Annotated in this window: 11 protein-coding genes and 1 other annotated feature; of the genes, 6 read left to right on the plus strand and 5 right to left on the minus strand. The window is 28.6% G+C overall.

The window, feature by feature from the left end; genetic code table 11:
* Positions 1 to 71: 71 nt before the first annotated feature.
* Positions 72 to 358 (plus strand) — a binding site (T-box leader).
* A 78-nt stretch (positions 359 to 436) separates the two neighbouring features.
* From pheS to ABDZ93_RS01845, 3 genes are all read left to right on the plus strand, one after another.
* Positions 437 to 1,414: a phenylalanine--tRNA ligase subunit alpha gene (pheS, locus tag ABDZ93_RS01835; protein WP_343823095.1), complete on the plus strand. Its 978-nt coding sequence runs from the start codon at positions 437 to 439 to the stop codon at positions 1,412 to 1,414.
* 17 nt (positions 1,415 to 1,431) lie between these two features.
* Positions 1,432 to 3,456, plus strand: a complete 2,025-nt coding sequence (pheT, locus tag ABDZ93_RS01840; RefSeq protein ID WP_343823097.1) for a phenylalanine--tRNA ligase subunit beta — start codon at positions 1,432 to 1,434, stop codon at positions 3,454 to 3,456.
* Positions 3,457 to 4,124: 668 nt separating this feature from the next.
* On the plus strand, positions 4,125 to 5,123 hold the full coding sequence (locus ABDZ93_RS01845) for a tyrosine recombinase XerC (RefSeq protein ID WP_343823099.1): 999 nt from the start codon (positions 4,125 to 4,127) through the stop codon (positions 5,121 to 5,123).
* Positions 5,124 to 5,174: 51 nt separating this feature from the next.
* Here ABDZ93_RS01845 and ABDZ93_RS01850 read toward each other — a convergent pair whose 3' ends face one another.
* Together ABDZ93_RS01850 and ABDZ93_RS01855 are read right to left on the minus strand one after the other, a co-directional pair.
* Positions 5,175 to 6,776, minus strand: a complete 1,602-nt coding sequence (locus tag ABDZ93_RS01850; protein WP_343823101.1) for an ABC-F family ATP-binding cassette domain-containing protein — start codon at positions 6,774 to 6,776, stop codon at positions 5,175 to 5,177.
* A gap of 425 nt (positions 6,777 to 7,201) precedes the next feature.
* Positions 7,202 to 7,624 carry a hypothetical protein gene (locus tag ABDZ93_RS01855; protein WP_343823103.1) on the minus strand — a complete coding sequence of 141 codons (423 nt, stop codon included), beginning with the start codon at positions 7,622 to 7,624 and terminating at the stop codon, positions 7,202 to 7,204.
* Positions 7,625 to 7,805: 181 nt separating this feature from the next.
* Here ABDZ93_RS01855 and ABDZ93_RS01860 point away from each other — a divergent pair, with 181 nt between their 5' ends.
* The 3 genes from ABDZ93_RS01860 to ABDZ93_RS01870 all read left to right on the plus strand — a co-directional run bounded on the left by ABDZ93_RS01860 (position 7,806) and on the right by ABDZ93_RS01870 (position 9,400).
* On the plus strand, positions 7,806 to 8,297 hold the full coding sequence (locus ABDZ93_RS01860; RefSeq protein WP_343823105.1) for a YajQ family cyclic di-GMP-binding protein: 492 nt from the start codon (positions 7,806 to 7,808) through the stop codon (positions 8,295 to 8,297).
* Between the two features lie 217 nt (positions 8,298 to 8,514).
* On the plus strand, positions 8,515 to 8,763 hold the full coding sequence (locus ABDZ93_RS01865) for an AbrB/MazE/SpoVT family DNA-binding domain-containing protein (protein WP_035135880.1): 249 nt from the start codon (positions 8,515 to 8,517) through the stop codon (positions 8,761 to 8,763).
* A gap of 193 nt (positions 8,764 to 8,956) precedes the next feature.
* Positions 8,957 to 9,400, plus strand: a complete 444-nt coding sequence (locus ABDZ93_RS01870) for a MarR family winged helix-turn-helix transcriptional regulator (RefSeq protein ID WP_343823109.1) — start codon at positions 8,957 to 8,959, stop codon at positions 9,398 to 9,400.
* 56 nt (positions 9,401 to 9,456) lie between these two features.
* On the opposite strand, the gene ABDZ93_RS01875 is transcribed toward ABDZ93_RS01870, so the two are convergent.
* The 3 genes from ABDZ93_RS01875 to ABDZ93_RS01885 form a co-directional block, all read right to left on the minus strand.
* Complete coding sequence (locus ABDZ93_RS01875) at positions 9,457 to 10,320, minus strand: V-type ATP synthase subunit I domain-containing protein (protein ID WP_343823111.1); 864 nt, start codon at positions 10,318 to 10,320, stop codon at positions 9,457 to 9,459.
* A gap of 359 nt (positions 10,321 to 10,679) precedes the next feature.
* Positions 10,680 to 11,366 (minus strand): peptidylprolyl isomerase, encoded by a 687-nt coding sequence (locus ABDZ93_RS01880; protein WP_343823113.1) that lies wholly within the window; start codon positions 11,364 to 11,366, stop codon positions 10,680 to 10,682.
* Positions 11,367 to 11,496: 130 nt separating this feature from the next.
* Positions 11,497 to 12,099, minus strand: coding sequence for a protein kinase (locus ABDZ93_RS01885; protein WP_343823115.1), 603 nt, complete (start codon positions 12,097 to 12,099; stop codon positions 11,497 to 11,499).

Consider the following 12,099-nt stretch of genomic DNA (forward strand, 5'->3'; position numbering starts at 1 on the left):
AATTTATCTGAATTTTAAAAATATATTGACTTCAAAGGATTATTATGTTAACATAATTAAAAATAAATATTGATATGACTATGATAGAGGAAAGTAAATTTATCTAAAGCTTACAGAGAGTGGGGGAGGCTGAGAACCCTGCAGTGGCAGTTACTTTGAAGTTCCCTCTGGAGTTTTAAGCTGAAATTTTATTAGGTAAAACGGAGCTTTCACCGTTATAAGAAAGAGGATATCGGATTTCATTCCAGTATCTGTTTGAGATGTCAATTGTATTAGGTGTTCTATAAATAGTGTTAGAATATCAAATATGATTGATAAATAAGGTGGTACCGCGTGAGTTTAACCTCTCGTCCTTTTTAGGATGAGGGGTTTTTTATTTTTAAAAAGTTAAAAGGAGAGGATTAAAATCTCAGAGTCAATTAACCATTTAAAAGAAGTGGTAGTGAGAGCTTTTGAAGAAATTAAAACTATAGAAGAGCTGGAATCACTGAGAATAAGATTTTTAGGTAAGAATGGAGAATTAACAAATATATTAAAGTCACTAAGCAGCTTTAGTACTGAAGAAAGAAAGGCTGTAGGTGTTGAAGGAAATAAGCTTAAAAACTACATTACAGAAAGAATATCAGAACTAAAAACTGACCTTGAAAACAGAAGCATGGAAAATAAATTTGATATAACCCTCCCTGGGATGGAATTTGAGGTGGGAACTTATCATCCAATAACAATTGTTCAAAGGGATATTGAAGAAATTTTTAAGGAAATGGGTTTCTTCATAGCTGATACCAATGAGGTTGAAACAGACTACTACAACTTTGAAGCTTTAAATATTCCTAAATATCATCCAGCTAGAGATATGCAGGATACCTATTGGCTAGAAAATGGTATGGTATTAAGGACTCAGACTTCAGCAGGACAGCAGCATATAATGGAGCAGTATTCACCTCCAATAAAGGCTATTATTCCTGGAAGATGCTTCAGAAATGAGGATATTGATGCGTCCCATGAAAATACATTCTTCCAGCTTGAAGGTATTGTAATAGATGAGGGAATATCTGTGGCAAACCTTATTTATACTATGGAAACAATGTTAAGTAAAATATTTGAAAAGCAGATTACGTTGAGACTTAGACCAGGATATTTCCCGTTTGTAGAGCCTGGCTTTGAACTTGATATAAAGTGTGAGATTTGCGGTGGAAAAGGATGTCCTACCTGCAAACACTCTGGCTGGGTAGAATTACTGCCATGTGGAATGGTTCATCCCAATGTATTAAAGTATGGCGGTATTGACAGCGAAAAATACACAGGCTTTGCATTTGGTCTTGGACTTACAAGACTTGCAATGATGAAATACGGAATACCAGATATCAGAGGTTTTAACTCTGGTAATTTGAAAATTATGAAGCAATTTAAATAAGTAATGGAGGAAGAAAAATGAAGATATCATTAGATTGGATAAATGATTATGTGGATATAAAAAATATAGATGTTGATTGGCTTGTAGGTAAATTCACAATTACTACTGCAGAGATAGAAGCAGTAAATTATATAGATAATGACGTGATAATTGAAATAGATAATAAATCTTTAACCAATAGACCAGATTTATGGTGCCATTATGGAATAGCAAGAGAAATTTCAGCAATCACAGGTAGGAAATTAAAAAGTATAGATTATATAAAGGAAGAGCATCTAAAAGACATTAGTAAAAAGACTTTAGATGTCGATATTGAAGATAAAGAAAAGGTTTTGAGATATTCTGTAATTAAAATTGGTAATGTGAAGGCAAATAAATCGCCAGAGTTTATTGCTGATAGATTAAGTAACTGTGGCATTAGACCAATTAATATTATAGTAGATATTGCAAATTATGTTATGCTTGATATAGGTCAACCTCTTCATACTTTTAATAGTAGAGATATCCATTCTATTGGAGTAGCTAGTTTAAAACAGCCAATACAGTTCGGTACATTAGATAATTCGCAAATAGATATTCCTGAAGGTACATTAATGGTATGCAGTGAGAATAATCCTTTAGCCATAGCAGGCATAATAGGAGGATATGAGTCAGAGGTGTGTGAAAATACAGAAGGAATAATTCTTGAATCTGCTACTTTTGATGGGGTAGCTGTAAGAAAAACTGCCTCATCCTTGGGTATTAGAACAGATGCAAGCGTGAGATATGAAAAGTTCTTAGATACCACAATTATTACTGTTGCTGTTGGGAGATTTTTAAAACTGCTTCAGAAGTATCAGCCGGAAATAGAAGTAGAAACATCACTGTACGATAATATTATTAATGAAGTAAAGTCTATAGATATTAGCATTGACCATAAATATATAGAAACTTATTTAGGAAACAACATTGATAAGACTGCTGTGATAAATATACTAAAGAGTTTGGAGTTTGAGGTAGAAGAGAAAGAGGATGTATATTATATAAAAGTGCCCACCTTCAGGGCAACAAAAGATATCACCTGCAAAGCAGACATAATAGAAGAAATTCTTAGAGTTTATGGCTATGATAATATAAAAGGCAGTCCTAATAAAGCAGAAGTAGCTGCTGGTATAAAAAATCCTATAAAGGATATGGAGTATTTATTGAAGGATATATTAGTGAAAAAATTTGACTTCAACGAGGTTCATTCCTACTCATGGTACGATAACAATTGGCTTAAAAGACTTGGCTATGGATACAAAAATACCTTGAAGATAGTGAGTTCTGGAGTAAAGCAGTATGAAAGCCTTAGAAGTGATATGCTGCCTAATTTACTCAAAATAATTTATGACAATAGAAAAAGCTTTGAGGAAATTAAAATCTTTGAAATAGGAAGAGTATTCAAAATGAATGAGGGTAAATTAACTCAACCTAAACATTTGACTGCTGCAATTTACAGCAGCAAAGATGAGGAGCAATTATATCGCTATACCAAGGGAATTAGCAGATATTTATTAAAAACTGCGAAAAATATTGATGGAAAGTATATTCAAATAAAAAATGACTATAAGGAGCATTGCCTTAGCATAAGCTATAAAGATGTAAAATTAGGCTATGTGTATTCTATACCTTCCTCTACATTGAAATTATTCAGCAGAAAGCATACTATAAAGGTAATAGACATTAATTTGGAGCTTCTTAATACTGTAGAAAAAAATCCAATTAAATATGAAGCAATTTCAAAGTACCCTGAAACTTATCTTGATTTTAGTATATTAACTCCAATGAATACGCTTTATGATGATATAGAATCCCTGGTGAATAAATTCATCCATCCATTAATAATACAAACTAATTATATAGACACTTATTCAGGAAAAAATGTTCCAGATAACATGAAGAGTACTACTATTAGAATGATTATTGGTGATAGTGATAGAACTTTACAAATTGATGAGATTACTAAGGTAAAAGAACTTTTTATTAATTATCTTAATGAAAATGGGTTACAACTTAGATAGTGGAATGGTTACATTACGTTAGAAAATAATTAGAGAAAAGCTCACATATAAGGCGAGCCATACCATAAATAACGTTGACTTTTTGATGCGACATTAATGATAGACTTCTACTATGAAGAAACCATGAAAGCATACTGTGAAAAGGCAATTTTTGCAATAAAAGTTGCTCGAAAGAATAAAGTTTTAAATCAATTTTTCAATAAGGAGTGTACATGAATATTTTTTAATCACTATGCTCACTCCTTATTTTCTATAAAGTTGTACTAATACATAGTAATTGAAAATCAAAAATGTAGTTAGTTTTAATTTAATACGTGTTATAACGCTTAAATATTTCAGATAAAAGGGGAGAGTAGTAGAAATAAATGGAGAAATCGAAAATTTAATTTAATAGTTGAAGTTTTAACGTTATTTTATTAAACCTACTTTAATAAAAAGTATATAGTAATAAGAAAATTGACATATAAGTGTGTGCATAAACGTATTTTAAAAGGAACATACATACTTTTATGTCACAATAGAATCTATTATTATGCAATAACTTTTTTGTCATTGTACAACAATTTTAAAAAATTAAAGGATTTTCACCTCTCTTCATCGAATAATTAATGTCGTGAAATGTAAGTTTCGCGACATTATGCTATAAAAATTAAAGGGGAATGGATTTTATGGATTCTAAAATAAATTATATGCAAGATAATTCTCTACCCAAAATACTAAAGGATTATTTAAGTTACCTTTCTTCTGTTAAAGGTGTTTCTAGCAATACTTTAGTTGCCTACGCTTATGACCTAACTTTATTCTTTAAATTTCTTAAAGTACATAATAATGAAGTTAAATTATCAAAAGATGCTATCTTCGAAAATATTCCTATTGATGACATATCTTCTGATTATCTTAAGAATTTAGAATTGGTTGATTTTTACACCTATCTATCCTTTTTAGAGAATATGAGAGAAAATGGAACCTATGCAAAGGCAAGAAAAGTTGCCTCGCTAAAGTCCTTTTTTCACTATTTATGTTCTAAGGCTAAACTTATACCTACAGACCCTACTTTAGATTTAGAAAGTCCTAAAATAGGAAAGCGCTCTCCCATTTACTTAACTTTAGATGAAAGTAGAGACTTATTAGCTGTAGCTAATAATAGAGATAAAAATTCACCTAGGGATTTATGTATAATTACCCTATTCTTAAATTGTGGCGTGAGACTATCAGAGCTTTGTAGCATTGATATTGCTAATATTAAAGGTGATACCCTTACTGTCATTGGTAAAGGAAATAAAGAAAGAACTATATACCTTAATAAAGCATCTATTAAGGCTATAAATAAATATCTTGCAGTAAGAAATGACATTGCAGATAAAGTTCATAGTGAAGATAAAGAAGCCCTATTTATAAGTGGAAAATATAGAAGAATCAATAAACGTACTGTAGAGAGGATAATAAAAAAATATGTAGGCGCAGCAGGTCTCGATACTGATAAATACACACCTCACAAATTAAGGCATACCTCTGCAACTCTACTTCATAAGCATGGTGGTGTAGATGTTAAAACTCTTCAGGAGATATTAGGTCATGAAAATGTAAGCACTACTCAAATATATATTCATGTTGATGATGAAACCCTAAGAGAAGCAATTAAAACTCACCCCTTGGGGGATGAGTAAAATAAAGAAGGATAGCAACTATTAAATCTATAGCTGCTATCCTTCTTTATTTTACTTTTTATATTTTCTATCGCTCAATTCAGATATACGCCTACTAATATTCAAAAATTCTTTTTCATATTTTAACTTAACATCCTTTTCTAATGAAACATCATCTAGTAAACCACTTAGCTGAGAAAGTCGACACTGAAGCATTAATATTTCGTCTTTATTGACCCTTGACTTACTATTTTTAGTCCTATTACAAGTGAAAAACTCTATTATTTCATCCTGATTCCCAGTAAAATTAATAATTTTATTATTTTCTATTTTTAGAATTCTATTACATACAGTAGAAATTAAATGTCTATCATGAGAAACTACCAGAACTGTTCCAGAATAACTTTTTAAAAGCAAACTTACACTTTCTTTAGATAAGATATCCATATAATTAGTTGGTTCATCTAGAATTATTAAATCAGGATTTTCGATGATTATTTTAGTAAATATTACTCTACATTTTTCGCCCATACTTAAGTTTTTAATTAAGGTATTTACTCTATCCCCTTTTATAAATACACTTCCTAAATATAACCGAATTATATTTTTAGTTTCATTGGTGGATAATAAATAATCTAGTATAGTTAGTTCTTCATTTACGACTTCTAGATATTGAGATAAACTGCTCATCTTCATATTTTGGTTTAAATAAACCTCACCACTGTAATTCTTATCTTTACCTAGAAGAATATTTAGTAATGTAGTCTTACCACTACCATTATTACCAATGATGCCGACTTTATCACCACCATTTATAGTAAAGTTTCCATCTTTAAATAATAACTTTTTATCAAAGGATTTACTAAGGTTTTCAACTCTTATGGCTGTTTTAAAACTATTAGTATTATTAAGTATAAGTTTAATTGAAGAATTATCCTTTATTCTTTCAACTCCATCTTCTTTTAATTTTTCTAACTTTTTTTCTTTTGATCTCATTATAGAAACATGCTTTTTACTTAATGCTCTTAAATGGTCATTAGTACCCGCCATTTTGTGTGCTTTGTTAAACCATTGTTTTCTTTGACTAATATTTTCTTTCAAAGCCTTTATTTCCTGTTGTTGTTTGTTATATAAATTTTCATTAGTTATCTTTTCCATCAATAGCTGTTTTTCATAAGAAGAATAATTACCTTCATAGGTTTTTATTCCGTTATTACTTAAAACAAAGGTCTTATTTGTAACTTCATCCAAGAAAAACCTATCGTGACTTATTATAATCATAGGTTTATTTATAGAATTTATAAGTCTTTCTAACCATTGAACACCACTTAAATCTAAATGATTTGTAGGCTCATCTAGTATAAACAAGTCATAATTACTATGAAATATATTAAGAATTTCTTTTTTAGTAGCTTCACCACCACTTAAAAAAGTATTATTATTATATAAGTTTTCATCTATAATTCCGATAAGAATATTTGAAGGAATATAATTGATACTTCCTTCATCGTAGGAAATCTTCTTAGTTATTATTTGTTTTAAGGTACTTTTACCTATGCCATTTTCTCCTACAAGACCTATCTTAGAATTATCTCCTATTTCAAAACTTATATTTTTTAAAATTGTGCGATTTTGAAAGGATTTAGAAATATTTTTAATGATTATCTTATCCATTATAACACTCCTTTTAATAAATCTATCAAAAGGCAATAGTGGTATTTTATTTTAAAAAAACAAAAAGGTTTTAATCACAATAAGCAATTAAAACCAAACTTACAACTCTATTAGTAATTCATACAATATAAACTGGTTCAGGGTAAATAGAAACTATTAAAATAAATTAATTATAGTAAACTATGGTTACATACCTTTACCTATCAAAACAGTCTTATACTTATTATATGATTAGAATTTAAAGAATAGATTACCACTGCCTAATTAATTGCACAACAAAAAAACATAAAACTATATTTAAAGTGTAATAAATACTTATTTTGTTATGCATATAAAATTAATTAAGAATAGTAATGCTCATTCTTTTGTACCTCCGTAGTAAAATATTATAAAACTATTATATCATATATAATAGTTTTGTGTAGCTATCTTTTATTGCTTACTACATATAAACCTGGATATTCTTCATGTAGCAGTCCATCTGTATCTGTTTCTTCCATAATCTCATCCATGCCTTCTATATCAGATATATAATCCCAATTGGATTCATCATCGAGAGCATCTATATATGGCATTTCATCCTCTTCCAACGAAACTACACCCTCTTCTGCAAAACTATCCTCATCTTCAACTGTATCGAAATCACTAAAATCTTCTAGATCAATTTTAATTTCTTCCTCTTTATTCTTCTCAAATACCTCATCTATTTTTATAGCCTTGACATCATATCCCTCAATCTCTAGACATTTACCGCAATTATCACAGATCTTATCTCTATTATATTCACATACATTGCACTCACCGCAATCATTACATACTTTCTTTTCATCAAAAATACAATATTTCATTATCATCACTTCCCATTTTATCTATATTAAATCATTAAATCATTTTAACAAAACTATTAAAAAACTTCAACCAAAAAATTAACTTAAATTTTTCAAAAATTATATAGACATTTTTAAACATATAAATTATTATATATTTATATGTTTTTTACATATAGATTATTTTAAGGAGGTTCTAAGTATGGCAAGTTCATATTCCTTTGATGTGGTATCTGAAATTAATATGCAAGAAATTGATAACGCTATTAATCAAGCACTAAAGGAAATTAAACAAAGATATGACTTTAAAGGTACTAAGACGGAAATAACTTTACTGAAAGATGAAGTCAAACTCATATCTGATGATGAGTTTAAATTAGATACTGTAATCGATATACTTAAAGGGAAATTTATTAAAAGAGGTGTCTCTTCCAAAGCTCTTGAGGTTGGAAAAATCGATTCAGGTTCACTAGGAACAGCTAAAGTTAATTGTAAATTAATAAAAGGTATCTCTACTGAGAAAGCTAAGGCTATGGTGGCAGATATCAAGGCTAGCAAAATAAAGGTTCAGCCTCAAATTATGGATGATCAATTAAGAATATCTGGGAAGAATAAAGATGACTTACAAGAAACAATGCAACTTTTAAAATCTAAAGATTATGGTATAGATGTACAATTTACAAACTATAGATAAATCATTTCATTTGTAAAATTTGACAAAGTAAAAAAATATCTGTTAATATTTAAAAGAATAAGTTATAATAGATATATATTAACTATTAATGTATATTTTAATTGTAATTGGATAATTTAATAATGTATACAAATTATAATAATTATATATAATAGTTATATATAATTCAATTTATACTTATGAAAAAATAAATAACAAACATTAGGAGGAAAATATTATGAAATCAACAGGAATAGTAAGAAAAGTAGACGAATTAGGGAGAATAGTAATCCCAATAGAATTAAGAAGAACTTTAGATATCGAGATAAAAGATGCTTTAGAAATTTATGTAGATAGAGATCAAATCATATTAAAAAAATATGAGCCAGCATGTTTATTCTGCGGTAATGCTAGAGATGTTAAAAACTACAAAGGTAAAAACATCTGTGAAGAATGTCTTGATAGCATTGCTAAAATGCAAGAATAGTAAATTCTTACATAGTTAATTTAAAAATAAATATATAAAAAACAACATCTTGATTTAAAATTTCAAGATGTTGTTTTTTATTGAATATAGTCAATAAACTGTAATTTATTGACTATATTCAAAAAAAAGTGTATAATAGTGCAAGAGTATATAAGCACTTATGCTGTTTATAATATAATTTAGGAGTGATTTTTTGAAAATTTACGAAGATCCACAAATAGAAAGGATAGAGAAACTATTAAGAAGAGTATGCTTTTATATAAAGAAAAAAGGAAGAACTATATTGGAAGATTATGATATTACCCCTGCACAATTTGAAGCCTTACAAATTATCATAAATCATAATGAAGTTACAATTAGCGAACTTAGTAATAAACTTTATCAAGCTCCTAGTACTATCACTGACTTAGTAGATAGAATGGAAAGTAAGGATCTTGTTAAGAGAGTTAGAGATTCAAAAGATAGACGAATAGTTAGGATTAAAGGTTTAGAAAAGGGAAATAACATATTAGAAGCAGTAATTATGGAAAGATGTAAGTTTCTTGATTATTCCCTAGAAAACGTTTCTAAAGAGGATAAGGATAGTTTCACAGAATATTTAGATATACTTGAACATGCTTATACAGAGGGTAAATAATAAAAATGCTGGAGCCTAATTTAAAAATTAGAAATACTTCAGCATTTTTTTATATATTATTTATTATTATTTATATCATCTCTCATTTTTAGCAGTAATTGTTCTTTATCATCCATTAATTTAGAAATTTTATCATCATACTGAGATTTCATTGACCAAATTTCTTTTCTGTACTCTTCCTCTTTTTGTAGTAATTCTTTTTGTATAGAAATCCTTATTTCATCATCTTTTAACCTTAACTCTCTACTAAACTCTTCTGTGATCTCTACAATTTTATTCTCATAAGAACTTTTAATATCATTTATTTGATCTTCCAAAGTAGCACTGTGCTTTAATTGCTCATTTAATTTATTAATATAACTATCCTTTTCCCTCTCAAGAGTTTTTAAGTTAGCATCCATGTCCTGATTTATTGATCTTAAGTTTTCTGCTTCATTTTTATAACTATTTAGCTCACTTACCTTCTCTTTTAACATTATGTTTAGCTCTTTATAGCCCTTAGTATCTTCTCTCTCTTTTTCTAAAAGATTTTTACATTCCTTTAAGGAGTCTTTAAGTTCTTTATTCTGAGAATTTAAAGACTCTAACTCTTTTTTTACACTTTCCATATTTTCCTTTAACTTTTCACTTCTATTGGACTCTTCCTCTAAGGTCCCTTTAAAACTATTAATAACTTCCGAGTTCTTAACCTTGTTCTTTTCTATCATATTTATGTATATATCTAAAATTCTTTTTGTTATGCTCTGTAACTCTTCTACATCGCTTTTAATAAAGTCTGTAGCCGTTGCAGTTTTGTTTAATTCGTAGTTCCTTATTATAAGATCCATGAATTCTTTATTATTTATCCCCTCTACCTCAGCTAAACTTTGAAATTTCTCTTTTAGTTCCTCGCTTATCCTTACACTTAAAATTGAATCCATTAATTACACATCCTTAAAATTATTAAATTACACCTTGATTTAAGTATACATCATTTTACCCTTGTAAACAAACATTTTATCCGCGTTTACACTAGGTATACATTATGTAAGCATATTTATATCGCAAATTATTATAGCTACCATTCAATATAACTAACATTATATCGAATGGTAGTTATATTGAAATAATTAAATAATAAAAAAGAGGAAGTAGATAAAATATTTGTTAAAAATATGTATACATAGCCAAATTAAAGGCTACAAAAAGAGGTAGCAGTATATTTAATGTGAAATAACAACATTTTATATAAAAAAGAGCTTTCGCAAAAATATCACTAATTTGCGAAAGCTCTTTTAAATTATTTTGTATATTTTACAGGTTCATTATAGGTAACTCCAAAGGTATCTACTGTTATGGATTTAATTTTTATATCCTTCTTAGGCCTATCATTACTACCAGTTTCTATTTGAGCTATAGAGTCTACTACATTCATACCTTCTATAACCTTACCAAATGCTGCATAGTCTCCATCTAAACTAGGAGTATCACCATGCATTATAAAGAATTGAGAACCAGCAGAGTTCTTATCGTTCGATCTAGCCATTGATATAACTCCTTTAGTATGTAAAAGATTATTTTCAAATTGGTTATTGGCAAATTCCCCATATATGGAGTAGTCAGGTCCACCCATTCCAGTACCTTCTGGATCTCCACCTTGAATCATAAAGCCTGAAATTACTCTATGAAATATTAGACCATCATAAAATTTACTATTAGCAAGACTTATAAAATTTCTAACAGTATTTGGTGCTATTTCAGGATAAAGCTCTAACTTAATAACTTTGCCATCTTCCATTTCTATAGTAGCCACTGGATTTTTATCTGTTTCCTTCTTCTCTGTTTCCTTTGAAAGATATATTTCTTTATTATCATTACCTTCAGTATTCGCCTCCTCTTTATTAGATTTATTAGAGGTACTACATCCTATTAATGTAAGGGAAATTATTGCCGTAATAAGCAAAGCTCCTATTGTCCTTTTTCTCATTTGAAACGTCTCCTTTTATATGTTTTTACTAGATAAGTTTACCATTGTATCTTTTAAAATAAAACATATAATTAGTTAATTTTTGATTAAAATTAGCTATTAAAACACAAAAGCTCTAAGAAGATTACTCTTAGAGCTTTTTATCTTTTTCTGCTAATTTTTTTAGATATTCTTTAAACTGGCTTCTCCAAGATTCGTATAGATTACTATCTATTTTTTGTAGATAATAAAAAAATTCACCTATACTATCCCTCTTTAGTATACCTCTCATTAGATGCCTCGGAAAAGGCATCTCTCTGTCAAAGTTATCCTTTGGATCTATAACTTTAATAGAAAAGTCCTCTTGTACATATAAGTCCTTACAACGTATATCTAACTTTTTATACCCAAGTTCTTTAAAATCATTTATTAAATCTACTAGGCTTCTTACCAGTTTTTGATTTAACGGGTTATGATTTAGATATTTATCAAGTCTTATACCATCTACAAACTCTCTTACAATAAAATAATCTCCATAGCCAAAAACTTTAGGAAAGGATGGATGATGCATAGATGATTTAAGAATTATATACTCCGTTTCACAAACCTTTTTATCATTGAATATCTTTATAATTTTTTCATCATCAATTCTATATACTACTCCATTGTTGCCCTTTCCTAGGAATTTAGAAGTTCGTACAATATTCTCCACTTCATCACTTAAGTAAATTGCATTTGTAAAATGTCTAGACAT

This window comes from Clostridium subterminale (assembly GCF_039521425.1).
GTDB lineage: Bacteria > Bacillota > Clostridia > Clostridiales > Clostridiaceae > Clostridium_J > Clostridium_J subterminale.

What these genes read in the sequence shown, in the direction of transcription:
- pheT (WP_343823097.1), top strand. Translation starts at nt 1,432, where the DNA reads ATGAAGATATCATTAGATTGGATAAATGATTATGTGGATATAAAAAAT.
- ABDZ93_RS01845 (WP_343823099.1), top strand. Translation starts at nt 4,125, where the DNA reads ATGGATTCTAAAATAAATTATATGCAAGATAATTCTCTACCCAAAATA.
- ABDZ93_RS01850 (WP_343823101.1), bottom strand. Translation starts at nt 6,776, where the DNA reads ATGGATAAGATAATCATTAAAAATATTTCTAAATCCTTTCAAAATCGC.
- ABDZ93_RS01855 (WP_343823103.1), bottom strand. Translation starts at nt 7,624, where the DNA reads ATGAAATATTGTATTTTTGATGAAAAGAAAGTATGTAATGATTGCGGT.
- ABDZ93_RS01860 (WP_343823105.1), top strand. Translation starts at nt 7,806, where the DNA reads ATGGCAAGTTCATATTCCTTTGATGTGGTATCTGAAATTAATATGCAA.
- ABDZ93_RS01865 (WP_035135880.1), top strand. Translation starts at nt 8,515, where the DNA reads ATGAAATCAACAGGAATAGTAAGAAAAGTAGACGAATTAGGGAGAATA.
- ABDZ93_RS01875 (WP_343823111.1), bottom strand. Translation starts at nt 10,320, where the DNA reads ATGGATTCAATTTTAAGTGTAAGGATAAGCGAGGAACTAAAAGAGAAA.
- ABDZ93_RS01880 (WP_343823113.1), bottom strand. Translation starts at nt 11,366, where the DNA reads ATGAGAAAAAGGACAATAGGAGCTTTGCTTATTACGGCAATAATTTCC.
- ABDZ93_RS01885 (WP_343823115.1), bottom strand. Translation starts at nt 12,099, where the DNA reads ATGTCTAGACATTTTACAAATGCAATTTACTTAAGTGATGAAGTGGAG.